The organism is Vibrio sp. 10N.261.55.A10 (assembly GCF_041470825.1).
GTDB classification, from domain to species: Bacteria; Pseudomonadota; Gammaproteobacteria; order Enterobacterales; family Vibrionaceae; genus Vibrio; species Vibrio crassostreae_C.
This window is the reverse complement of record NZ_JBFRNC010000028.1, coordinates 80479-103481: the sequence shown is the minus strand read 5'-3', so window position 1 is coordinate 103481 and position 23003 is coordinate 80479. Positions and strand designations below refer to the sequence as shown.

The following is a 23003-nucleotide window of genomic DNA, read 5'->3' as shown; positions in this document are numbered from 1 at the left end:
TTGAGAACAAATAAGAAAGCCCCAACCAAAAGGGAGGGGCTTGTTTTTATGTTCTTTATAGAACGTTTTTCTAGCTAACTGCTGTTGTTTTTATTTAGTGTATCCGGCGTTTAATGAGCGTGTACCGCTGAATCTTGGTATAGCTCTGCATCAACTTCTTCGCCTTTACTTGGGCGCGGTACAATCTCAAAAGAGGTGTCAGCTTCTGTCAGTGAAGACAGCAGTTTGTTAAGTGATGTCTTATCACCTTTCACGCCTGCTTGTCCGTCTTCTAACAGTTTTCCAAGGCTTGTTTTCTTAAGCACGATGTCAGACACGTCAGACTTATTGATGATCAGTTTTGTATCGGCGTCTTGTAGCTCGCTCACTTGAATATTGTTCAGGTTACCGTTAGACATTTCAACGTAGTAGAACTCTTGCACGTCTGGTAGCTGAATATTCAACGTAAATGGTGTTTCTTGTGCTTTTAGCGAATCCACTTTTACGGCTAAGTAGTCGAGTAGGTTTTCAATGGTCATGTTCGCTAACACATCCGGTGATGCTGTTTTCGGTGCGCCCGGTTGTGTGCCAATACGAAGCTCTTGAGCGCCGGTTAGGTAGATGTTTCTCCAACCTGCACCTTCTGATTGATAACCCAACTGCTCGTAAGTATCAGCCAATAAGCCTCGTGCAACTTTGTTCTCTGGTTCTGCTTGAATCACCTTATTCAGTGCTGTTGCAACGAAGCGGTATTCACCTTCTTGGAAGTCTTGCTGTGCTTTTTTAATCACAGCGTCGCTGCCGCCCATGTACTCAACAAACTTCACTGACTCTGGCTCGATTGGTAATGGGTTTAGGTTAGCTGGGTTCATGTCGAAGTAACCAAGGTACATGTTGTACACAGCGCGAGCATTGTGAGAGTAAGTACCATGGTAACCGTTGGTGTGCCAAGACTGTTGAATACTGTCTGGCATGACCTTGTAAATCTCGTCACCGATGTCTTGCAGAACCACGCCGTTATTGGCTAAGCGAAGCGTTTGGTTATGAGTAAAACCGTAAGCGTCACGCTGCATTTTTAGGTAATCAGAGATCTCTTGTTCACCCCAAATTGGCGATGAGTGAGACGCAAACAGCACCTCAGTATCTTCACCCCAAGTGACTAACATCTCGTTGATCTTCTTAGACCATTTCAAGCCGTCACGTACTTTAGCGCCACGCAGCGTGTACAGGTTGTGCATGCCTTGGTAGGTCAGTTCGCCAGTCCAAAGTGCTTTCATGCTTGGAATATATGTCACCATTTCAGAGGCCGCTTCGGTGCCTGATGCATCCATGAATTGCATTTCTAGGCCATCAATAACCAGAGTTTCAATCTCTTCGTTATGGTTTAGTTCGTAGTCTGGCAGTACGTAAGTAATGCTACCTGTTGATAGGCCTTTAGACAGCGCCGCATCTACAATACCGTGCTTGTGTCGGTTCAGCGTTGCGCCATATTGATAAGCGGTACGACGAGACATTGCATTACCCGCCAATACGTTTTCGTCGACGATCTCTTTAGTAATGTTTTTCGAACCGTACACTTTTACATCTGGGTATGCGTCTTTGATTGCTCTTGCGCCACCAAAGTGATCAGCGTGCGAGTGAGAGTAAATCATTGCTACGACTGGCAGTTCGCCGCCATCAGGCACATTGTTTTTGAAGAATTTTAGAGATTTAGCGGCCGCTTCTTTGGTAAGAAGAACGTCGTAAGCGATCCAACCGTTGTCACTACGAATGAAAGAGATAGACGCTAAGTCAGCACCTCGAACTTGGTAAACTTTACCCGGAACAACTTCATATAAGCCTTCTGCTGCTTGGTTCAATACCGCTTGGCGCCACAGTGAAGGGTTTACTGAATCTGGTGCTTGGTCTGCATTCGTCACACTTGGGTCGATAAAGTTAAAGCTATTGCGAATGATGTCGCCCGTCTCTTGGTCGAAGCTAGCAATAAGGCCCTTGTTGTTATTGTCGAAAGCGCGAGTGTCGGCAAAGTTAAGTGTTTTTGCGAACTCTTGGTTTGCCTTAGTCGTCATCTCGGTTGCGCTTTTGCCACCTTGGTCGCCAATTTCGCTGAAGTGTGCGTGGTCATGGTTAGCTGCAACTGCAGGGAATACGAGCGAGATAGCTAGGAACAGTGATGCATTTTTGAACGTGCGTGAAGTCGTCATAAGAGCCTCTTCATTTCAGAATTTTGTTTCGTTGAGGCGATTATAGGAATAAGACATATAGCAAAAAATAAAGTAAGCTTTATTTAATACATCACGATTGGCTATGTATTGAGTCATGCAATGGTTGGGGAACGAAGGCGAATCCTGACCTATGATTGATTAAGGCCACATTGACAGGGAGAGTAACGGTGAGCGACGTGGAAAAGTTGGATTTAAATCTATTGAGCGTGTTCTTAGAAGTGTATCGATTAAAGTCGATCACGCTTGCATCAGAATCGCTTGGTATGACTCAGCCTGGGGTTAGTGGGGCATTGAAGCGATTGCAATCTCAGCTTGATACCGACCTGTTTATTCGTGAAGGGCGTGGGATTATTCCGACTAACGCTGCGGTGCAATTGGCAGACCGAGTAGAGCCTGCTCTAGAAGGGATAAGCAGCGCAGTAAGCACTTTAAAGACATTTGATAATCAGCAGCATCATGTGTTTCGTATCCTGGTGAATGAGATTGGATTAACCAAGCTTCAACCTCTCGTCGAGCAAGATGAGACGTTGGGCAATATCTCGATTGAATTCAATATGGTGCCGAACAACGAAGAAGAATTATTGCAAGGCTTGAGCATGCAACAAGCTGATTTAGCGATTGATATCCATTACCCGCAAGTTAACGGCTACATGAAGCAGCCGATGATTGAAGATGAGTTGGTGCTGATAGCTCGAAAGGGGCATCCGAGAATCAATGGCTCTGTGACGCAAGAGCAATATTACAACGAAAAGCATGTTACTTTTAGAATGCGTCGAACCCGTTTATACACGGCAGATTATTTTACCAAGTCGCCACTGAAACAGAGAAAAGTGAGTGCCGAGTGTGACTCGCTGATGACCATGTGTGTGCTGGTATCGGGCTCAGATTGTGTCGGCAGTACATCGCGTGATTTTGCCAATCAATTTTCCGAATCCTTCCAGCTTCAAGTCCTTGATCAGCCGTTTGAAATCTTACCTATGCAGCAATACATGATTTGGCATAAAAGAACCGATTTGAACCCTGCTCATCAGTGGCTGAGAAACAAGATTCAGCAATATATGGCTGATTAACGAGCCGCTCTTGCTGCTCGTTTCTGTTTGGCGCTCTCTATCATCTTAGAAGGCGTCATTCCTGTCACCAACATGGTGCCGGTGATAACCAGAATTGAACCAACAATCGTATTGATGCCAATTGCTTCATCTAAGAATAAGTTACCCCACAAGATGCCAAACACTGGAATCAAAAAGGTAACAGACAGAGCCGAAGGCGCACCCAGTTCAGAAACGAGATTGAAGTAAAGCAAGTAAGCAAGCCCAGTACACACCGCGCCTAATAAGATCACCGATGTGGTGATGGTTAGATCCGGAGCCTCTCTCATCGGCATAAAGAAAACAAACGGCAACACGACCAAGACCGCCGCCCACATGCTGCCATGAGCATTGTTGAATGCCTCAACTTTGGGTGCTTGTTTGGTATAGTTCGACGCGATTCCGTAACTAAAGGCCGCCATCACCGCCGCAAAGATAGGAAGCACAGCCTCACGGCCAATGTTCATCGCATCCCAACCGACTAACACGCCAACTCCCGTTACCCCAATCCCAAGTCCTAATAGAACTCGCGCCTCGAGTGTTGTTTTGGTCCATATCGCACCAATGATCGCCGCCCATATTGGCGCGGTAGAGTTCAAGATAGCGAGTGTCGAGGCGTTCAGAGTCTGCGCTGCATAAGCGAAAAACAAAAAGGGAAGTGCGGTATTAAACAAGCCAAGAATGAAAAAGTGTTTCGCATGGGCATTAAATGAAAGCTTCCTTTTCAGATAAAAAGAAACCAAGAGTAGAGTGACGGCAGCGCACAGAACTCGCGCTTCGATCAGCACCGCAGGGCCCAGCGGATTAGCGGCAATTCTCATGAACAGAAACGAACCGCCCCATATCGCAGCGAGAGTTATTAATTTTAGAAAGTTCACGGCTTATATCTCAGAATGTGTAAAACACCGACTATTGCTCAAAGCTATATATTACACAAGCTTAGATGTTAATACTGTGCAGCTAATTGTTGTGATTTTGATAACCAAACGGTTCACTAAATAGGAACACCTTTGATGAATTCTGTTCTGTTTATCCTTCCTGATTTGGCGGGTAATCTAGTGTCAGACATAAACATTAGGTGAACAAAATGAAGATTGAACACATCGCTATTTGGACCAAACAACTCGAAGTGTTGAAGCGATTTTATGAAGACTATTTCGGTGCCACATCGAACTCAAAATATCACAACCCAACCAAAGGGTTTTCTTCATACTTCCTCTCTTTCGAAACAGGGAGCCGTTTAGAGATCATGGAAATGGACTCGGTGCCTGAATCGAAAGATGACATCTATGATCAGTTTACAGGCTTTGTTCATATGGCGATTTCATTGGGGTCGGAGCAAGCGGTCGATGCACTCACTCAACGCTTGGTCGAAGACGGCTATGAGCGCTTAGATGGTCCAAGAAGAACAGGCGATGGCTATTATGAGAGCTGTGTACTCGATCCTGATGGTAATCGCTTAGAACTTACCGTTTAATATAGAGACTTAATTGGGTTACTTATCTATTAACGGAACTGAGGTATTACAATGATGAAGCGTACTGTGACTTTCCTTTTTAGTCTTGGGCTTATGGGATGTACTACCTCAGAACCGGTCTATGAGCCAGAGACTGACTTTCAGCCTGAACCATTACAGCCAATAGGCTATCTCGGCTTTAAAGCTCACCAAGAGTGGGCCATTAAGTTCAATGACTGCACCGTTTATGATTTAACCGGCGCGCAGCCTTACCAATGGTTTGATCGCACTTCAGCCTCTATCAGTTGTTATACGTTTAAGCCAACCGATGCTATCGAGCCTCTGCTGGTTTACTCTAATGCTGATTTCAACAGCAATAAACTCACTCCAATTGACCGTTTTCAAGAGTTGCAGGTATCAGAATCAGGTTGGGGTAGCTTTCCTATCGTCTATGAGACAAGCGGCACTAATTGGCTGAAAGTCAAAGAGGGTTGGATTCACCTCACTTTAGCCGATCAAACGCTTGTACAGTTCTATCCTGGCACTCAAGACCAATCTGGAAAATCTCAACATGACCAATATTTTGAGCAGCATTGATCGTAATGCTGACTGTTGATTAGTCTGTAGTTCGATCAAAAAAGATCTTTTAACTATTGCTGAAACCGGTTTCAACCTGTATCTTTTCTTTTATTGAAATCGGTTTCAGAGTTGCAATGAGCTCTCTAATCCTGATCTTTTTCACGAATAACTTGTAGCGAGTAATGGTATGAACAACGAATTTCCGAACGATTTTTTATGGGGCGGTGCAGTAGCAGCGCATCAACTAGAAGGCGGCTGGGATGCGAATGGTAAAGGTGTCAGTGTTGTTGATGTATTAACAGCGGGCGCTCATGGTGTACAACGTCGAATCACCGATGGCGTGATTGATGGCGAAAACTATCCTAACCAAGTCGCAGTGGATTTCTACCATCGCTACAAAGAAGACATTAAGTTATTCGCTGAGATGGGCTTTAAGTGTTTCCGTACCAGTATCGCGTGGACGCGTATCTTCCCAAATGGCGATGAAGCTGAACCGTGTGAAGCGGGATTAGCGTTTTACGATGATCTGTTTGACGAGCTGTTGAAATACGACATTCAGCCTGTGGTAACACTGAGCCACTTTGAAATGCCTTACCATCTAGCTAACGAATATGGTGGCTGGATGAACCGTAAAGTGATCGACTTCTTCGTTAAGTACTCAACTACGGTGATGGAGCGTTACCAGCACAAAGTGAAATACTGGATGACGTTTAACGAGATCAACAACCAGATGAACACCTCGGCAGATATTTTCGGTTGGTTATGCTCAGGCGTGAAGTTTCCACAATGCGAAAAGCCGCAAGAGGCGATGTATCAAGCGGTTCACCATCAGTTTGTTGCAAGTGCTTTGGTGGTTAAGAAAGGTCACGAGATCAATCCAGATCTTCAAATCGGCGCAATGTGTGCGATGGTGCCTTTCTATCCTCGTTCTTCTAAACCGGAAGACATTATGGTGGCACAACAAGCGATGCGTGACCGTTACTTCTTCTCAGATGTGATGGTTCGCGGTCATTACCCAAATTACGCTACGCGTGACTGGGCAATCAAAGGCTTCAACATTGAGATGCAGCCTGAAGATGAGCAGATCCTAAAAGAAGGTAAGGCTGATTACTTAGGCTTTAGCTACTACATGTCGAATACCTTGGATTCTTCTTCTCACCAATCTACAGAAGAAGCGATGGACGGCGGTCATGAAAATTCGGTCGATAATCCGTTCATCCAGTCTAGCGATTGGGGCTGGCCAATTGATCCGACGGGTTTGCGTTTCTGTTTAGCGTCTCTGTATGAACGTTATGAAGTGCCATTGTTCATCGTTGAGAACGGTTTTGGCGCGGTTGATACCATTGAAGAAGATGGCAGCATTAATGACGATTACCGCATTGCTTACCTTGGCGACCACATCAAAGAGATGAAAAAAGCCGTTTCGATTGATGGTGTTGATTTGATGGGCTATACCCCTTGGGGCTGTATCGATTTAGTTTCGTTCACCACGGGCGAGATGAAAAAACGCTACGGATTCATTTACGTAGATAAGCACAACGATCAATCTGGCTCACTAGAACGCAAGCGCAAGAAGTCTTTCGAGTGGTATAAAGGTGTGATTGCATCTAACGGTGCCACTATTTAGAATGCATTCCCCAGCGCAGTTATGTGAACTGTGAGCTGTCATTTTGCAATGAATTAGTCGGCCTATGTCGGCTAATTTTTTATAAAGGAAAAGAAGCGAATGGTAACCATGCTTGATGTCGCAAACCGCGCAGGCGTATCTAAATCGACCGTTTCTCGTGTCTTAAATGGCAAGAACATCGTGCGCCCAGATGTGGTGAAAAAGGTATTTGATGCGATTCAAGAAACAGGTTATCGACCGAACTTGTTGGCTCAGCAATTGGCGACCAAGAAGACCAACTTCATCGGCTTTGTTATCACCAATGAGTTGTTCAATGGCCCTTACTTCTCTTCCTTGATGTATCACGCGGCTTCTTATAGCGAAAAGTCGAATCACCAACTGGTGATCACCGATGGCAAACACAGCGCTGAAGACGAAATAAAGGCGATCAACTTCCTGCTGGATATGAAGTGCGCGGGCATCATCCTCTATCCGCAATGCTTAACCGAATGTGAGATTGCAAAGATCATCGACAGCACCGACACTCCGATTCTGGTACTCAACCGTGAAATGCCGTCGAAGCCCAATCATGCTATTACCACCGACCATTATCAGAGTGCTTGTTTGATGGTTGAACACATCATCGAGCAAGGCCATACAGACATTGCAGTGATTCGTGGTAAAGCCGGTTCTTCGACCGATGAGCTGCGTTACCAAGCCTATCAAGATGTGTTAACTAAACATGGTGTTGCATTGGATGAGTCCAACGTTGTTCAAGGTGATTGGACGATGGAGAGCGGTTATCACGCGGCTCAGGCTTTGGCAAAAAGCAGAACCACATTCACTGCTATCTTGTCTGAAAACGATGATATGGCGATTGGTGCGATTAAGGCGTTAACCGAACTTGGGTACTCATTGCCTCAAGATGTTTCGATCGTCGGCTTTGATAACAGCAAAATGGGGGCGTTTTTAACGCCAAGCTTAACGTCTGTGAGTGTGCCATTAGAGCAAATGACGCAAAAGGCGATCCTGCAAATTGTCGGTGAAACAGAGCAAGCGACCACCATCAATACCACTGGTAGTTTGGTGTTACGTGATTCGATAGCGAAGCTAAATTAGCACTGTTCGAATTTCATATTTTACCTACAAAAAGTGACGAGCTGCGCATCTCTTAAACCAAGCTCAAACACTCCTTATTCACTGTTATTTAGATGTGCGATATTGCGTTTTTGGTCGATGAATTGACCACCATTAGTTAAGTAATGTGGAGCTAGATAAGTAATATGAAAATAGCTAATTGATGTGAGAACAGGTAAGTAACGTGAAAACAGAAAAACAAAAAATGCTAGCAGGTGAACCTTATCAGGCTTGGGATAAAGAGCTTTATGCAGCTCGTATCGAATGTCGCAAAGTGCTTCAAAAACTCAATAACAGTATTCCTGGCACATCTGAATGGGAAGCAGCAACGCAAGAGCTCATTCCGGACTGTGAAAATGCGCATTTAGAACCTCCATTTCGTTGTGACTACGGCTCGAACATCAAGCTAGGCAAGAACTTCTACGCTAACTTTAACTGCGTGATTTTGGATGTGGCTGAAGTGACTATTGGCGACAATGTGCTGCTTGGTCCGAACGTTCAAATCCTGACTGCAGGTCACCCACTCGATGTGAAAGGCCGTGTAGAAGAAGGCGTTGAGTTTGGCACACCGATTAATGTTGGCAACAATGTTTGGCTTGGCGGTGGTGTAATTATCTGCCCCGGTGTCACCATTGGCGAAAACAGCGTGATTGGCGCGGGCAGTGTCGTAACCAAAGACATCCCAGCCAATGTGGTTGCAGTCGGTAATCCATGTAAAGTGCTGAAAGCGATCGATAACGAGTAATAATCAGATTGAATTGATAAAGCCCGAACCTAGGTTCGGGCTTTGTTTTTTCTATTCTTGCTAGATGCTAGATGCTAGATGCTAGATGGAACAGCTTGTTGTGCTTGCTTTTTATCTAACGCACCACTGAATCGAGTCAGAACAAGAGCGATCAAAACGATCACAGCACCTACCCAAGGGGTGTTCATTAATCCAGATTTCGCGACAATCAAACCACCGCCCCATGAGCCTAATGCAATACCGACGTTGAAGGCTGCAATGTTCAATCCAGAAGCGACATCGACGGCGTCTGGTGTGTATTTCTCAGCCAGTTTCACAACATACACTTGTAGTCCTGGAACGTTACCGAATGCGAATGCACCCCAAACCAAAATGGTAGCAACAGCTGCGTAAGGGTTTACTGCGGTAAAGTTGAATACCACCAGTACTGCGGCTAAACCAGAGAAGATAACGGTCAGTGCTTTAATTGGGCCCATCTTGTCGGCCATTTTTCCGCCCCAGATGTTACCGACCGCCACTGACACACCGTAAACCAACATGATTAAGCTGATTGAGCTCGAATCAAATCCTGATACATTTTCCAGTATTGGAGCAAGGAAGGTAAACGCTGTGAATGTGCCGCCATAACCTAGTGCTGTGATAGCGTAAACCAACAGTAAGCGTGGTTGAGTTAGAACCTTTAGTTGTGCTGAAATCTTCGCCGCTGGTGGTTGCTTAAGGTTGCTTGGAACCAAGATAGCGCTGCCGATAAGAGCAATAAGACCAAGCAGAGCAACGATCAAGAAGGTCGCTTGCCAGCCAAAGGTTTGGCCGATATAAGTGCCCAGTGGTACGCCGGTTACCAATGCAACCGTTAAACCTGTAAACATGATCGCAATGGCACTGGCTGCTTTATCTTTTGAAACCAAACCTGTCGCGATGGTCGATCCAATCGAGAAGAACACACCATGGGCAAGGCCAGTCAAAATTCGTGCGGCGATCAGCGTGTTATAGCCTGGAGCTTGCCACGCCAATAAGTTACCAATGACAAACAATGCCATCACGGTCAGCAACACCGCTTTACGATTCCATTTGCCGGTTAATGCCGTTAAGACTGGTGCGCCAATAGCAACGCCAAGCGCGTATAAACTGACTAATAGGCCTGCTGATGGCAGAGATACATTCAAGTCGCTCGCCATGGTAGGAATCAAGCCTACGATGACAAATTCTGTGGTTCCGATGGCAAAGGCGCTGAGCGTCAATGCAAGTAATGCTAGTGGCATAATCATCTCTCTTACTGTTCTTTGTTAAGTACCGAGCGCGATAAAATGGGGCAGCTTGTGACTGCAATAGGAGCGCTTCGTTTGATGGCGAGGATTATCTAGCAAAATATATTTGTGAAAAATGCCATCATTAACAAATAACCTTTGTGATATTTGCAATAATTGGAGGGTTAGCCGATCATTGGGTTAAGCTGATGAGATCGAAAAGACTCAGATGATTTGAGCTGTGATGAGCACAAGCGAGATGACATTAAACAAAATGAAGATAGCGAAGGAGCCTCATGTTAACCCGTTCAGATGATTTAGAAATAGTACTCACCGTTGTCGATGCTGGTGGTTTTTCTGCGGCGGCAGAGGCGCTGGATGTGCAGGTCGCCAAGGTGTCTCGTTCGGTGAGTAAGGTGGAGTCGCAACTCGGCGTCTCAATATTCAACCGAACAACGAGACGCGTGGAATTGACGGAGGAAGGACGGCAGTTTGTCGATTCAGTCAGGGTGGGATTACAGATGATTCAGAGCGCGGAAGAAGAAATCGTGTCGCGCGGAGAGTTGCCAAAAGGTCGTTTAAGAGTCGATGCCGCCAGTCCATTCGTATTCCATCAGCTAGTGCCGTTGGTGCAGTCATTCAAAGAGGCTTACCCAGACATTGAGTTGGAACTCACTTCCAACGAAGGCTTCGTTGATCTTCTCGAAAAGAGAACTGATGTTGCGATTCGAATCGGTAAGTTGTCCGATTCAACACTGCACGCTCGCCCGTTAGGAAAAAGTTTACTCCATATTGTGGCGTCACCTGATTATCTCGCTAAGCGTGGGCTGCCCACCAAACCTGAAGATTTGAGTTCGCATCAAATTGTGGGGTTTGCGGGTAACAAAGTGCTTAACCATTGGCCTTTACCAAACCAAAGTGATGTCGCGCCTACTGTGACAGCCAGTAATGGTGAAACCGTGCGTCAACTAGTCTTAGCTGGAAATGGGATTGCTTGTTTATCGGGGTTTATGGTGCAGGAAGATATGGCAGCAGGGCGTCTAATCCCTATCTTGGAACAAGACAAACTTGCCAACACAGACCGAGAGCGAGTGAATGCGGTTTATTACAAGTCGTCATCGGTCTCTAAACGTATCTCGGCGTTTATTGACTTTATTCTGCCCCGTTTGAAGCTCTAACTAAGGCAGCTGACGATATCCGCATAAATGAAAAAGCCCCGCTGACGTGCAGCGGGGCTTCCAAATCGAACTCGATAGCTTGTCAGTGTGCTTTCTAGTAACAGACTACAGAAACTGTACTTAAGCGATCTTAGTCATCTCGTTAAGTGTAAATGACGTAACACTGCCTTCGGTTGCTGCCATGTATTCAGCAAGGTGAGTATTACCCATGTGTGTTTGCCAAAGTTCACGTGATGTCCAGTTTTCGTAGAAAGTGAAATGTGCTGGGTTTTCATTGTCTTGGTGAAGGTCGTAGTTGATGCAGCCTTCTTCAGCGCGAGTAATATCAATCAGTTTTAGCAGCTCTGCTTTAACCAATTCAATTTTGTCTTCGTTAGCGACGATGTTTGCGACGATAGTTAGTTGAGTCATGTTCGTACCTATATTATTTTTCACCGAAATGGTGATTTGTCTGTGTTTACAGTGCCACTCTTTGTTCATTGAGCTGCAGTCTGTGTCGATGGATAAATAATAGTGGGAATATTTGAAACGATAAACAGTGCTACATTTGAATTATTGTCAAAAAATAATTGATAATAACTTGGGTATTATGTGCTACTAGGCGTAGGTGAGGAGTATTTAGAAGCCGCCCGCCCACGCATCAAAATCGTCAATGTTGTCGAGCTCTTCTTTAGTTCTTGGGGCTGGGTAATAAGGCAGAGCCAATCTTTGAGTGGAAGGTTGCAGTTCCCAATCGGGTGTAATCTTGAGTCGGGTTAATTCATCGTTGAGGCGCACAGACATATAGTAGCCATCGGCATGGGTATTGGCGTAACTCGCGATTGTGGCGATATCTCCAGAAGGTAATTTTACGTCTCGACCCAGTGGATAGAGCTGGTGCAATGCGAAACTCACTTTGGGATCTTCAAGTTTGCCTTGCTTAAAGCGTTCTAATCCGATGGCTGTTGAAGTGGTGCGCGGCTTCCACCCTGTGAGGAACAATCCACTCAAGTTATCTTGGAACGGCTTACCCTTTCGATTGCCTTCATTGGTAATGAATTGAACCGTCAATGTATCTCCCGATTCTTGCAGAATATCTAAAAACTGTTCACCAGTGCGATCGACCAAAAGCTTCATAATATCCAGTTACCATCAAGAATGAGAGACAATAAAGGGTACTACTATAGGGAAGGCTTGTGTAGGGACGATAAACGTTATGTAGTGTGAACAATGTTTTCGGTGTTGATCCTTACATGTCCCTTAGATGAACAACAGCTTTAGCGCTTACGTAAGTAATGCGTTTGCACGATCTCATATAAGTAAGTCGACACGCCTGTTAGTGTGAAATCAAGCGGTGAAACTAGATCTCCAAACAATGGTGAAGCATCACCCAGACCGAACAGACTCACCATCGAAATGGTAGAAAACCCGCTAAGTTTATATTGCCTGACACTCACTCAACTTAGGTGATTTGTAGGTCAATTTACTGATCTTCAAATTTATACTGGATAATTACCTATAAATTTCAGGATTTAGCAGTAATAATCAATGAATAGATCGGAATAGCTTGTTCATTGAAAAGCTGTACGGAAAGTTTCTAAAGACGCATCGTGAAAAGGAAGTCAGATACATGCCTGTGCTCCAACGCATCAGTTTAACGTTAATCTTAATCGCCGTTTTAGGTGGGTGTTCTTCACTTCCTGAAGGCATCGATCATCCAACAGAACCGCCAACCTCTCCTGCACCTAGCTCTTTATCGGTTCTAACCAATGAATTTCAGCCTGAAGCTTTAGAGCAAGGCAACACTGCGGTTCGTCTGCAAGAGTCCGGTTGGGATGCTTTGGCACAGCGATTAGCGCTGGTAGAAAGTGCCGAGCACACCATCGACATTCAATACTACATCTGGAACTCTGACGAATCGGGAAGCTATCTCGCTAGCCGTTTATTAGCCGCGGCTGAGCGTGGTGTGAAGGTGCGCGTAATGCTGGATGATATCAACCTCAACGAACGTGAAGGGTTGCTGTCGGCACTGGATGCACACCCGAACGTCGAGATTCGTATCTTCAACCCAACACCAACACGCCGCGGTTTCAGTAAATGGCTGAGCTTTGTCGGCGACTTTTCTCGTTTAAATCGCCGTATGCACAATAAGTCGTTTACCGTCGATGGTACTTTGTCTGTGGTGGGTGGACGTAATATTGGTGATGAATACTTCGACCTTTCTGATGAAATCAATTTCCGAGACCGCGATGTATTAGTCATGGGCTCGGTAGTTAACACCATCCAAACCAGTTTTGTTGAATACTGGAACAGCCGTTGGTCTTACCCTGTCGATATGCTGGGTGATGACGAGCAACCTGATCTCTCGAAGATAGATAATATTGTCGTTCCGCATTATCAAAATTACCCGGAATTGCCACTAGATCGTAAGGCTGCTGATAGTTTGCTGAAAGAGGTGATTGGTGAGATGGCATGGGTGAATGCGCGTTTTGTTTACGATCAGCCTGTTCCTGATGATTCAGACAATACCGATGAACCGAAAGCGACCGCGATTCTTCTAGGTAAGTTAGCGAGTGAATCGAAACAAGAGATCTTATTGGAATCGGCTTACCTTGTATTCGATGATGGTCAGCTTGAAGAGTGGCAAGTGTTGAACAATAAGGGCGTTGAGATAAAAGCGCTAACTAACTCTATGGCCTCTAATGATCTGGTGACTAATCATTCTGCTTATGCGGGCAGACGTTACGATATGTTGGAGCATGGCATCGATCTGTTTGAGCTAAAACCAGAATCTAAGTTGTGTGAAGCATCGACTCAAGACGCGTCTAAATGTGCGCCTGAGACAGCCTATGGCTTGCACGCTAAATCAGTCGTATTCGACCGCAGCATCGCGAGCATCGGCTCATTTAACTTCAACTTGCGCTCTACCTACCTCAATACTGAATCGGTTTTGATCATCGAAAATAAAGAGATTGCTGAAACGTTAGCAGACACTATTGAGCAAGCAATGAGTGAAGATAATAGCTGGCGCTTGGAATTGGAAGACGGTGATGTGTATTGGTATTCAGGCGATCAACGTTGGGACAGCGAACCTGACACTGGTCAATGGGAACGAATGCAGTCAGGCTTCCTACAGTTGTTACCGATTGAGAAATATCTGTAAGCTAGCCGCCTCCGGATAAATAAAAATGTCAGCGTATATTACGCTGACATTTTTGTTTGTACTGCTGTTTGCTGTGGTTTGTTGCAAGCTCTTAACGGCTTAACGGCTTAACGGCTTAACGGCTTAACGCTTGGTCAGCTGCTTGCTGTTCAAGTAAGGCAGGATATGCGGGCGAGATTCGCCAGACAGCTTTTGCGTGATCTGCTGTGACCAACTGCTCTGTTTTTGGTTGCTTGAACGGCTTGCGTAGTAGCTTTGCATCGAATCATCGTAGCTGGCAATGTCATCTAGGCTCAGCGGTTGGTATTGGTTTTCGTGCATCACCACGTGAGCTGGAAGGCGAGGCTTGACCTCTGGTTGCTGTGCCGGATGACCTAAGCACATCCCAAACAACACGGCGGTATGTTGTGGTAGTTCTAACAGTTCATCGACTTGTTGTGCGCTGTTACGCAGCCCGCCAATGTACACGCCACCCAAACCTAGAGACTCAGCAGCCAACATGCAGTTTTGCGCCATGATGCCAGAATCGACAGCGCCAATCAGGGTCAGTTCAGTAAAGTCGGTTTTCACTTCAGGGTTGATTTGAGCGTGGCGTTGATAGTCGATACAGAACACCAAAAACTCAGCCGCGTTCTCCACGTAAGCTTGATTGCCTGCGTATTCGGCTAGCAGTTTACGCTTCTCTTTGTTTGTCACTCTCACGATAGAAACAGCCTGCAGTAAGCTCGATGACGAAGCCGCGAGACCAGCCTGAATAATCACATCAAGTTGTGCTTTTTCAATCGGTTGATTTGTATATTGACGAATGGAGCGGTGCCCCAGAATAGTTTCAATCGTGCTGTTCATAACTCTCAGACAGTCCTTGTGATGATGGCGTAGAGAATCACAATAACGACAATTACCATGAGCGTAAAGGGCATTAGAGCCTTTCTGGTTGACATATTTCAGCAGCGTCAGCCCAGTTTTTGAGATTCTATTTATAATCGATTAATGCCAGCTGCTATGCCGCTGGCATTTTATTATTGAGTGAAACTTGCTTCGAAATAGGCACCAAATGCTCAGAACTGTCGGATAAAATAGGGCATACTGGACTCAATATATAAACCCAAGAAAGTAACCACGCGCATGAATCCAATCTGCCTCAACGACCCTTTTTTTCTTCCTAATGGCCAAGTGATCAAAAATCGCCTGTTCAAATCGGCAATGAGTGAACAGCTAGGTGATAAACATCATAACCCTAAGCAAGGTTTAGTCACGCTTTACCAGTGTTGGGCTCAAGGAGGAATTGGCCTATCCATGACGGGCAACGTGATGGTAGATAGAGGTGCGCTTGGTGAACCTAAAAACGTGGTGTTAGATGAGCAAAGTGACTTAAGCGTATTTCGTGAGTGGGCGAAGGCTGGAACACAAAATGGTTCGCAGATATGGATGCAATTGAACCACCCAGGAAAGCAAATCCCTAAATTCTTATGTGATAGCCCGGTTGCGCCTTCGGCTATCTCTTTAGAGCGTGGATTAGAAAAAGGTTTCAATACGCCACGAGCTCTGACTGAGACGGAAATAATCGCAATCATTGATAAATTTTCGCTGAGTGCAAAGCTTGCAAAACAAGCAGGCTTTACTGGCGTGCAGATTCACGGTGCTCATGGTTATCTCGTGAGTCAGTTTTTGTCTTCGAGACACAATCAACGCCAAGACAAATGGGGTGGCTCACTCGAAAACAGACTTCGTTTCGTGCTTGAGGTTTATCGCGCGATTCGAAAAGAGGTCGGTGAAGATTTCCCTGTCGGAATTAAGCTTAACAGCGCCGACTTCATGAAAGGTGGCTTCACTGAAGAAGAGTCAATGCAGGTTGTGCAAACATTGAGTGATAACGGTATCGACCTGATTGAGATCTCTGGCGGCACCTATGAAAGTCCATCAATGATGGGTTCAAAGAGCAAAGCTGAATCAATCAAGTCCAGCACAATAAAACGTGAAGCGTATTTTATGGATTACATGGTTAAGGCGAGAAAACTCGTGAGTACACCGCTGGTGGTCACGGGTGGTTTTCGAACCGCGCAAGCAATGAATGAAGCATTAAATACCTCGGCGACCGATTTTATTGGTATTGCGCGAACAATGGCGGTTGATCCTGATTTCCCTAACAAGTTAATTGAAAACCCTAGCCACGGCATGCCACTAACGGTGCCAACCACAGGAAAACCCGCATTAGACAAGGTGGCGATGGTCGGGCTGGTTTGGTATGAACATCAGATGTGGCGCATTGCCTCTGGCAAGAATGCTGACCCTAAACTTAGCGCATTAAGCGTGGTGGTAAAAACAATTCTCAGCGCTGGCTGGCACGCTTTCAAAAAGCGCAGAGTGTAAGCAGTCATGGATTGATAAAGCAGAACTTTGAGGAATTGAAGTTCTGCTTTTTTGTTTGTCTCCTTTTAAGTTCTCGATAAATACATCGCAGAGCACCCTCAGCCAGCTTAGCTGTGGTACTAATCTAATACCAACATGAGCATTGGTTATAGTGTTCATAAGTGGCAAATCAGAGTAGACCAACTAGGATGAATTGAATTAAACCCTACAATTAATTCAACAACATGGTAGTTGCTATGAAGAAAATGACCCTCTTATCTGTCGCGATCTTATCCAGTCTCTCTTTCTCATCTTTTGCTAAAGATTGTGATCCCAACTTGCTGCCTTCTTGGAAGGACAGCGAGAGCAAATCCGCTATCGTCGACTTTGTTGGGCAAGCCACTAAAGCTGAGTCTGATACGTTCGTGGCAATTGAAGATCGCATTGCCGTGTTCGATAACGACGGTACGCTTTGGTCGGAAAAGCCTTATTACTTCCAATTAGCCTTTGCACTAGATCGTGTAAAAGAGATGGCGCCTGATCACCCTGAATGGAAAACCGAAGCACCGTTTAAGTTTGTACTCGAAGATGATATTGAGAGCGTTCTGGGCAGCGGTGAAGAAGGGCTATTGAAAATCATCATGGCGACACATTCTGGTATGACTGTTGAGCAATACCAGCAAGACGTTGAGCAATGGCTGACGGTAGCAAAAGATAAACGTTTCAACAAAGCCTACACAGACCTTACTTATCAGCCAATGAAAGAGATGCTGACTTACCTGCAAGAGCATGACTTTAAGACTTATATTGTGTCGGGCGGAGGCGTTGACTTCATGAGGGCGTGGGCTCCACAAGCTTACAATATTCCTACAGAGCAAATCATCGGTAGTGCGCTTAAATACAACTACAGCTACAACGATGGCAAACCAACGGTGACCAAAGATTCGTTGATTTTGACCATTGATGACAAAGCCGGAAAGGTCACTAACATTCAGCATATTATCGGCAAGAAACCTATTCTAGCGGTCGGCAACTCAGACGGTGACCAAGCGATGATGCAATGGGCAACGAGCCAACCCAATTCAATGGCGATGATTGTTCATCACACTGATGCTGAGCGCGAGTGGCAGTACGATCGTGAGTCTCACGTTGGCAAGCTTGATAAAGCGCTAGATGAGGCGAATTCCAGAGAGGATTGGACACTGATCGACATGAAATCCGATTGGTGTGAGGTGTACTAACGCCAAGTATACCCTTGGTCAAAACTTCAAAGGCTCGGATTTTAAATTCGAGCCTTTTTTGTGAGCGGAGGTTTTGGGAATGAACGGTTTGAAAGCAATCGTTTGAAAGGAATAAGGTGTTATGGGTTCGCTTTAAGCAAGAACGTACTATAAATTTTCAATGCATGACGGTTTAATCGAGTTAGTCGGAAATTAAAGGAATAGAAAAATGAAAACGATCGGTTTGCTCGGCGGTATGAGTTGGGAGTCGACAGTGAGCTACTACAAATCCATCAACGAGGGCGTTAAAGCCACACTCGGCGGGCTCAATTCTGCAAAGGTTTGTATGTACAGCGTGAACTTCGATGAGATAGAAAAGCTTCAACATCAAGGTCGCTGGGCTGAGACGGCGGATATCTTATCGGACGCGGCTTTATCGGTAGAGAAGGGCGGGGCTGATTTCATTCTGATTTGTACCAATACCATGCATAAGGTCGTTCCTGAGATCGAAGAGAAGGTCACGATTCCTATCTTGCACATCGCTGATACCACAGCGCAGAAGTTGCTTGAACAGGGTGTAAAGAAAGTTGGATTACTCGGTACCGCTTTCACCATGGAACAAGATTTCTATAAAGGCCGTCTGACTAACAAATTCGGTATCGATGTGGTGATTCCTGATGAGAGTGACCGAGAGAAAGTCCACAACATCATTTATCAAGAGCTGTGTCGAGGCCAAGTAAAAGAAGAATCTCGAGATGTATACCGTCAAATCATTGAGAAACTAGGCCAACAAGGTGCAGAAGCCGTTATTCTGGGCTGTACTGAAATCGCCCTCCTGATTCAGCAGCAACACACTGATGTTCCCTTGTTTGATACCACAGCCATTCATGCAGAAGCGGCTGTACGTTTGGCGACGAGTGACTAACTTCTAGTTCTTATTCTTAGTTCCATAGCTGTCCTATTTTCGCTCTTGTACGATTTTCATTCGTTGAAGTGAAAGTTTTTTGTACAAAAGCAGGTCGTTAGTTAAAGAAGCGATGCTTTGTTCATTAACCAAGGCCTTATCGGTAGGTAAGGTTTTAGTTAATGACTGAGGTATCCGCGCTTTTAAGCACTATGCTTTAGTCATGACCGAAAGAGGATTTATTATGAAATGGCTTATCTTATCTGTAACGCTGTTATTCGTGGCAGGATGCCAATCGACGGGGTCTCAAGAAGCACAAGTCGGTGACGACATGAATCGAGTTCATACCCAAGGGTGCAGCAGCTAATCTTCTTTTGTGGAAACACATTTTCAGCTGCTCCGGTAGAGAGTTACCCCTACAAAGCCTTGTGTTGTCACAAGGCTTTTATTTTATACAAAATCTAAAAACTGATTCGACTATATCGCGAATTATCAATGAATACTGGTGTTGATAAACTCTGTTTTATTAAAGCACGCTCTCGTGCTTATAGACCGGAGAAACCAATATGAATTACGAGGGAAAAGTATATCGTCCATGGACAGAGGCGAAGAGCATTCTGATTCAAACCACTTTAGGTTGCAGTATCAACACGTGCACGTTCTGTAATATGTTCAGCGATAAACGATTCAAGGTTCGCGACATTGAAGACGTGTTTAAAGATATTGAAGAAGCGCGCCTGATCTACCCTTATGTTGAATCAATTTTCCTTATCGATGGCAACGTGATGGCCGCCCGCACGGATTATCTCCTTAAGATTTTGGATAAGCTTCGTCATACCTTTCCAGAAAGCAGAAAAGTATCGCTCTATAGTGGTTTGAACGATTTCCGTCGTAAAAGCTTGAGCGAACTTAAAGAGCTTAAAAGTGCCGGTCTCACTATGGCTTATGCGGGGTTGGAGTCGGGCGATGCGGTTGTACTCGACAACATCAAAAAGCGCATGACACCAGAACAAGCGATCGAAGGCATGGAATTAGCCAAAGAAGCCGGCATTGAAACCTTACTTTCGTTTATCTTCGGCCTTGGCGGTCGTGATCGATCACGTGAACATATTGTCGAGACCACAAGATTACTGAATATCATGAAGCCTGAGCAGATAGCGCCAATGGCGTTAGCGATTCAGCCAGGAACTGTGATGGAACAAGAAGTAGAAGACGGTAAGTTCGTTATGCCGACGCAACTTCAGATCTTAGAAGAAGAAAAGTATCTGCTTGAGAATCTAAACATCGACACTTTCTATTGGGGCGACCATGGTAATAACATAGTGACTCAGAAAGGTTTCCTGCTTGATTCAAGAGAGCAATTTTTGGCTAAGGTGAACCATGCGATAGCATCAAACCCAATGGCTAAAGACAGTGTTATTCAGACGTTTGCTTGGTAGCGTTTAGTTAAAAACGATACTTGCAGGCTAAGTAAAAATCGAAAGAAGTATTGTTTTCGAGGCGGGATAATCGCCATAAACCTACTTCCGTTACTGAGACAATTCAAAATCAGTAAAGCCATTTTCTTGGTGGATGTTGTAAATTTGTGAATCTGAATTGTCTATATTCTATGCTGTGTACTGGATCTCATTTGTTATTTGACTCCCTTGCTAAGGTTAATAATGAATGCGTAATACCAATCACTTTACTCAACTTAAGAGGTTTCTATGCTAGGTGAAAATCATTCTCTTGTTCACGAATTTCCTGAAATGAAAGATAAAATTGCTGAGCTTGTTAAAACTGACGATGGCTTTGCAGCAGACATGAAGACGTACGACAACCTTGATAAAGAGATTCGTAAGCTTGAGCTGAAAGATTCACCCATTGATGACGGCTCGATGCACCAACTGAAACATGATCGTTCTGTACTGAAAGATGCACTGCATGCACGTTTAACTGGGCTAGTGAGCTAGTAATTTTGCTGATTAGCTAAATGGCGAATTGCAGACTTAGACAAAAAAACTCCTTTGGGAGTTTTTTTCGTTTTGGCACAATAACATCTTCACAATTCAACTGAGTTAATACGTTGTATTGTTATGTGAATGACGCATAATGAGGGTTACTGGTACACGATTTTTAAGATTTTATTGGTAATCTCATGAATATTGAACACCTCAAATTGTTTGTTCGTTTAGCTTCCACACATAACATCAGCATGGCTGGGCAAGAGCTTGGTTTGTCTCCTGCTGTTGCAAGCTCGCACATCAGTAAACTGGAAGACAATTTAGGTGTTCGCTTGGTGCATCGCACCACTCGTAAAGTGTCACTCACTGAAGAGGGGGAAGCATTCTTACCTCATGCTGAAGAAGTGTTATCGAGCGTGGATGCTGCCAAATCGGCGGTCGGTGTGGGTTGTGATTCTCCAACCGGAACGTTGCGAGTTACCGCATCTGCGTCTTTTGGACGTTTGCATCTTGTTCCTGCCTTACCTGGATTCTTAGAGCGCTACTCTGGGTTAAAAGTCGATCTCAGGCTATCAGATTCGATGGTGGATGTTGTTGAGGGTGGCTTTGATATCGCGATTCGTATCTCGGAGCTGAAAGACTCGACACTGATTGCCCGAAAACTTGCGACAGACAAGCGTATTGTGTGTGCATCGCCTGATTACTTAATCAAATATGGTAAGCCAGCCACACCTCGAGATCTTAACGATCATCAATGTATTAGCTTAATTGGTTTAGAAAACTGGACCTTCAATGCTGAAAGCGGGCCTAAGACGATTAAGGCATCTGGGTCGTTCAGGGCAGATAACGGGGAAGCACTGCGTGACGCAGCCTCAGGTGGTATGGGGATCACGGTGACATCGAATTGGTGTGCCTATGAACAACTGAAAAGCGGTCAGCTGGTTCAAATATTAGAAGATTACCCATTAACATCAGAGCCTGCAATTTGGGCTGTGTACCCAAGCACAAGGTTACTTGCACCAAAGGTGAGAGCCTTCATTGACTACTTCTCTGAATATTATGGTAATCCACCGTATTGGGAACAAAAGTAGAATCAGATAGATTTAACGAAAAAGCCCTACGTGACTAAGTTATGCGTTAGTCACGTAAGGCTTTTTCTTGGAATCAGAAAATCACTTGAGCATAGCTGTCATTAAGAAAGCGTTGCTTTGATGATCTCTTCAATTTTAGCGACAACTTGTTGTGACTTATCGCCGTAAATCGCATCTGGGTGCGGGTTAGCAAACGTGTTGTTGTCGTTATCAAAGTATTGACCGCCTGCTTGTGCGAACTCATCAGACAATGATGCGCGAACCAGAATATCAGAACCGATGCTTAGGTCGCCGCCTGCAATGCCATAAGCGTCTTTCACCATCTTGCTGCCTAGTAACGAAGCTGGGTTGACAGCAACCACCATTGGCCCCGTAGAGCCTAACTCTTTTGCCATCTCACGAGTCCACATAGTGATCGCCAGTTTACTTTGCGCGTAAGCATCGCCATCAGAAAGTGGCTTTTTCCCTTCTAGTGCTTCGATGCTCACTGCCGCTTGCGCTGCCGACGATAAGTTCACCACACGGCTCGATGAATTCAATACTGGCAACAGGCGTCTGGTCAGGTGATACGGCGATACTGTGTTCACAGCAAAACGAACATCTAAACCGTCTTTGGTGATTGGGTTTGGAGTATTGAACACACCCGCGTTGTTGATCAGTACATCAATCTTCTCGTGCTCGGCAATCACCTCGTCAGCCAGCGCATCAACATCTGCCAGAATGGACAGATCGGCTACGTAGCTTTGGATCTTCGCTTCCGTAGAGAGAGCGATAAGTTGCTGCTCAACGTCTTTAAGTTTGCTTGGGTTACGTCCATGCAATAAAACGTGGTGACCTTGCTGAACGAGTACTTTTGCTGTTTCGAAGCCGATACCGTCGGTAGAGCCTGTGATCAGAATGACTTTTTGCATGGAATAGATTCCTTATTAAAGCGCTGACATCATGAGCGTTTTGAATGAATTGTTTTGTTGAGATAAAGAATAGCAACCTTTCGTAAAATTGATAATTAACCCATTTGATAAAACACTATTTAGCTTTTGTTGAAAATAGAAGAGGGTAATAGGGCGATTTGGTCGAGTGACAACTACTGAAGTGCAAGGAATTGAACGCAAAT

The 23003-nt window shown here is 45.0% G+C and carries 22 protein-coding genes; 15 read left to right on the top strand and 7 right to left on the bottom strand.

What is annotated here, in order from left to right; all coding sequences use genetic code 11:
- Window positions 1-110: 110 nt before the first annotated feature.
- The gene (locus AB4274_RS08770; RefSeq protein ID WP_372111763.1) at window positions 111-2183 is read right to left on the bottom strand and encodes an alkyl/aryl-sulfatase; all 2073 of its coding nucleotides are present in this window, start codon (window positions 2181-2183) and stop codon (window positions 111-113) included.
- Between the two features lie 188 nt (window positions 2184-2371).
- On the opposite strand from AB4274_RS08770, the gene AB4274_RS08765 reads away from it, so the two are divergent.
- Window positions 2372-3274, top strand: a complete 903-nt coding sequence (locus AB4274_RS08765; protein ID WP_017059462.1) for a LysR family transcriptional regulator — start codon at window positions 2372-2374, stop codon at window positions 3272-3274.
- On the opposite strand, the gene AB4274_RS08760 is transcribed toward AB4274_RS08765, so the two are convergent.
- Window positions 3271-4170, bottom strand: coding sequence for a DMT family transporter (locus AB4274_RS08760; RefSeq protein WP_372111761.1), 900 nt, complete (start codon window positions 4168-4170; stop codon window positions 3271-3273). The genes AB4274_RS08765 and AB4274_RS08760 overlap by 4 nt on opposite strands.
- A 209-nt stretch (window positions 4171-4379) precedes the next feature.
- On the opposite strand from AB4274_RS08760, the gene AB4274_RS08755 reads away from it, so the two are divergent.
- From AB4274_RS08755 to AB4274_RS08735, 5 genes are all read left to right on the top strand, one after another.
- Entirely contained in the window at window positions 4380-4769 is a 390-nt protein-coding gene (locus AB4274_RS08755) for a VOC family protein (protein ID WP_248336222.1), read from the top strand.
- A gap of 51 nt (window positions 4770-4820) precedes the next feature.
- Window positions 4821-5345 (top strand): hypothetical protein, encoded by a 525-nt coding sequence (locus AB4274_RS08750; protein WP_372111758.1) that lies wholly within the window; start codon window positions 4821-4823, stop codon window positions 5343-5345.
- A 169-nt stretch (window positions 5346-5514) separates the two neighbouring features.
- Window positions 5515-6954: a 6-phospho-beta-glucosidase gene (locus AB4274_RS08745; protein WP_372111756.1), complete on the top strand. Its 1440-nt coding sequence runs from the start codon at window positions 5515-5517 to the stop codon at window positions 6952-6954.
- A gap of 99 nt (window positions 6955-7053) precedes the next feature.
- The gene (locus AB4274_RS08740) at window positions 7054-8052 is read left to right on the top strand and encodes a LacI family DNA-binding transcriptional regulator (RefSeq protein ID WP_372111754.1); all 999 of its coding nucleotides are present in this window, start codon (window positions 7054-7056) and stop codon (window positions 8050-8052) included.
- Window positions 8053-8254: 202 nt separating this feature from the next.
- Window positions 8255-8815 carry a sugar O-acetyltransferase gene (locus AB4274_RS08735; RefSeq protein WP_017064028.1) on the top strand — a complete coding sequence of 187 codons (561 nt, stop codon included), beginning with the start codon at window positions 8255-8257 and terminating at the stop codon, window positions 8813-8815.
- 74 nt (window positions 8816-8889) lie between these two features.
- On the opposite strand, the gene AB4274_RS08730 is transcribed toward AB4274_RS08735, so the two are convergent.
- Entirely contained in the window at window positions 8890-10077 is a 1188-nt protein-coding gene (locus AB4274_RS08730) for an MFS transporter (protein ID WP_017062388.1), read from the bottom strand.
- Window positions 10078-10358: 281 nt separating this feature from the next.
- Between AB4274_RS08730 and AB4274_RS08725 the strand changes: the two genes are divergently transcribed.
- Window positions 10359-11240: a LysR substrate-binding domain-containing protein gene (locus AB4274_RS08725; protein ID WP_372111751.1), complete on the top strand. Its 882-nt coding sequence runs from the start codon at window positions 10359-10361 to the stop codon at window positions 11238-11240.
- 120 nt (window positions 11241-11360) lie between these two features.
- On the opposite strand, the gene AB4274_RS08720 is transcribed toward AB4274_RS08725, so the two are convergent.
- A complete protein-coding gene (locus AB4274_RS08720) occupies window positions 11361-11651 on the bottom strand; it encodes a putative quinol monooxygenase (RefSeq protein ID WP_017062386.1) in 291 nt (96 codons plus the stop codon).
- Between the two features lie 207 nt (window positions 11652-11858).
- Entirely contained in the window at window positions 11859-12356 is a 498-nt protein-coding gene (locus AB4274_RS08715; RefSeq protein ID WP_108092185.1) for a hypothetical protein, read from the bottom strand.
- A 493-nt stretch (window positions 12357-12849) separates the two neighbouring features.
- Between AB4274_RS08715 and AB4274_RS08710 the strand changes: the two genes are divergently transcribed.
- Window positions 12850-14382, top strand: coding sequence for a phospholipase D family protein (locus AB4274_RS08710; RefSeq protein WP_372111748.1), 1533 nt, complete (start codon window positions 12850-12852; stop codon window positions 14380-14382).
- Between the two features lie 123 nt (window positions 14383-14505).
- Here the strand turns inward: AB4274_RS08710 and nfsA are convergent, their stop codons facing one another.
- A complete protein-coding gene (gene nfsA / locus AB4274_RS08705; protein WP_017066969.1) occupies window positions 14506-15228 on the bottom strand; it encodes an oxygen-insensitive NADPH nitroreductase in 723 nt (240 codons plus the stop codon).
- Window positions 15229-15507: 279 nt separating this feature from the next.
- On the opposite strand from nfsA, the gene AB4274_RS08700 reads away from it, so the two are divergent.
- The 7 genes from AB4274_RS08700 to AB4274_RS08670 all read left to right on the top strand — a co-directional run bounded on the left by AB4274_RS08700 (window position 15508) and on the right by AB4274_RS08670 (window position 21889).
- On the top strand, window positions 15508-16752 hold the full coding sequence (locus AB4274_RS08700; RefSeq protein WP_372111745.1) for an NADH:flavin oxidoreductase/NADH oxidase family protein: 1245 nt from the start codon (window positions 15508-15510) through the stop codon (window positions 16750-16752).
- A 236-nt stretch (window positions 16753-16988) separates the two neighbouring features.
- Window positions 16989-17972, top strand: a complete 984-nt coding sequence (locus AB4274_RS08695; protein ID WP_372111743.1) for an HAD family hydrolase — start codon at window positions 16989-16991, stop codon at window positions 17970-17972.
- 208 nt (window positions 17973-18180) lie between these two features.
- A complete protein-coding gene (locus AB4274_RS08690; RefSeq protein WP_102428073.1) occupies window positions 18181-18876 on the top strand; it encodes an aspartate/glutamate racemase family protein in 696 nt (231 codons plus the stop codon).
- A 223-nt stretch (window positions 18877-19099) separates the two neighbouring features.
- Window positions 19100-19222, top strand: a complete 123-nt coding sequence (locus AB4274_RS08685) for a hypothetical protein (protein ID WP_258182976.1) — start codon at window positions 19100-19102, stop codon at window positions 19220-19222.
- A gap of 199 nt (window positions 19223-19421) precedes the next feature.
- On the top strand, window positions 19422-20294 hold the full coding sequence (locus tag AB4274_RS08680) for a radical SAM protein (protein ID WP_372111741.1): 873 nt from the start codon (window positions 19422-19424) through the stop codon (window positions 20292-20294).
- A 267-nt stretch (window positions 20295-20561) separates the two neighbouring features.
- On the top strand, window positions 20562-20807 hold the full coding sequence (locus AB4274_RS08675; RefSeq protein ID WP_372111740.1) for a YdcH family protein: 246 nt from the start codon (window positions 20562-20564) through the stop codon (window positions 20805-20807).
- Between the two features lie 185 nt (window positions 20808-20992).
- Window positions 20993-21889, top strand: a complete 897-nt coding sequence (locus AB4274_RS08670) for a LysR family transcriptional regulator (RefSeq protein ID WP_372111738.1) — start codon at window positions 20993-20995, stop codon at window positions 21887-21889.
- Window positions 21890-21990: 101 nt separating this feature from the next.
- Here the strand turns inward: AB4274_RS08670 and AB4274_RS08665 are convergent, their stop codons facing one another.
- Window positions 21991-22800, bottom strand: a complete 810-nt coding sequence (locus AB4274_RS08665) for an SDR family NAD(P)-dependent oxidoreductase (RefSeq protein ID WP_372111736.1) — start codon at window positions 22798-22800, stop codon at window positions 21991-21993.
- Window positions 22801-23003: the final 203 nt, after the last annotated feature.

Coding starts and splice junctions, on each gene's coding strand:
- AB4274_RS08770 (WP_372111763.1), bottom strand. CDS start 2,183: ATGACGACTTCACGCACGTTCAAAAATGCATCACTGTTCCTAGCTATC.
- AB4274_RS08755 (WP_248336222.1), top strand. CDS start 4,380: ATGAAGATTGAACACATCGCTATTTGGACCAAACAACTCGAAGTGTTG.
- AB4274_RS08750 (WP_372111758.1), top strand. CDS start 4,821: ATGATGAAGCGTACTGTGACTTTCCTTTTTAGTCTTGGGCTTATGGGA.
- AB4274_RS08745 (WP_372111756.1), top strand. CDS start 5,515: ATGAACAACGAATTTCCGAACGATTTTTTATGGGGCGGTGCAGTAGCA.
- AB4274_RS08740 (WP_372111754.1), top strand. CDS start 7,054: ATGGTAACCATGCTTGATGTCGCAAACCGCGCAGGCGTATCTAAATCG.
- AB4274_RS08730 (WP_017062388.1), bottom strand. CDS start 10,077: ATGCCACTAGCATTACTTGCATTGACGCTCAGCGCCTTTGCCATCGGA.
- AB4274_RS08725 (WP_372111751.1), top strand. CDS start 10,359: ATGTTAACCCGTTCAGATGATTTAGAAATAGTACTCACCGTTGTCGAT.
- AB4274_RS08720 (WP_017062386.1), bottom strand. CDS start 11,651: ATGACTCAACTAACTATCGTCGCAAACATCGTCGCTAACGAAGACAAA.
- AB4274_RS08715 (WP_108092185.1), bottom strand. CDS start 12,356: ATGAAGCTTTTGGTCGATCGCACTGGTGAACAGTTTTTAGATATTCTG.
- AB4274_RS08710 (WP_372111748.1), top strand. CDS start 12,850: ATGCCTGTGCTCCAACGCATCAGTTTAACGTTAATCTTAATCGCCGTT.
- nfsA (WP_017066969.1), bottom strand. CDS start 15,228: ATGAACAGCACGATTGAAACTATTCTGGGGCACCGCTCCATTCGTCAA.
- AB4274_RS08700 (WP_372111745.1), top strand. CDS start 15,508: ATGAATCCAATCTGCCTCAACGACCCTTTTTTTCTTCCTAATGGCCAA.
- AB4274_RS08695 (WP_372111743.1), top strand. CDS start 16,989: ATGAAGAAAATGACCCTCTTATCTGTCGCGATCTTATCCAGTCTCTCT.
- AB4274_RS08690 (WP_102428073.1), top strand. CDS start 18,181: ATGAAAACGATCGGTTTGCTCGGCGGTATGAGTTGGGAGTCGACAGTG.
- AB4274_RS08685 (WP_258182976.1), top strand. CDS start 19,100: ATGAAATGGCTTATCTTATCTGTAACGCTGTTATTCGTGGCAGGATGC.
- AB4274_RS08680 (WP_372111741.1), top strand. CDS start 19,422: ATGAATTACGAGGGAAAAGTATATCGTCCATGGACAGAGGCGAAGAGC.
- AB4274_RS08675 (WP_372111740.1), top strand. CDS start 20,562: ATGCTAGGTGAAAATCATTCTCTTGTTCACGAATTTCCTGAAATGAAA.
- AB4274_RS08670 (WP_372111738.1), top strand. CDS start 20,993: ATGAATATTGAACACCTCAAATTGTTTGTTCGTTTAGCTTCCACACAT.
- AB4274_RS08665 (WP_372111736.1), bottom strand. CDS start 22,800: ATGCAAAAAGTCATTCTGATCACAGGCTCTACCGACGGTATCGGCTTC.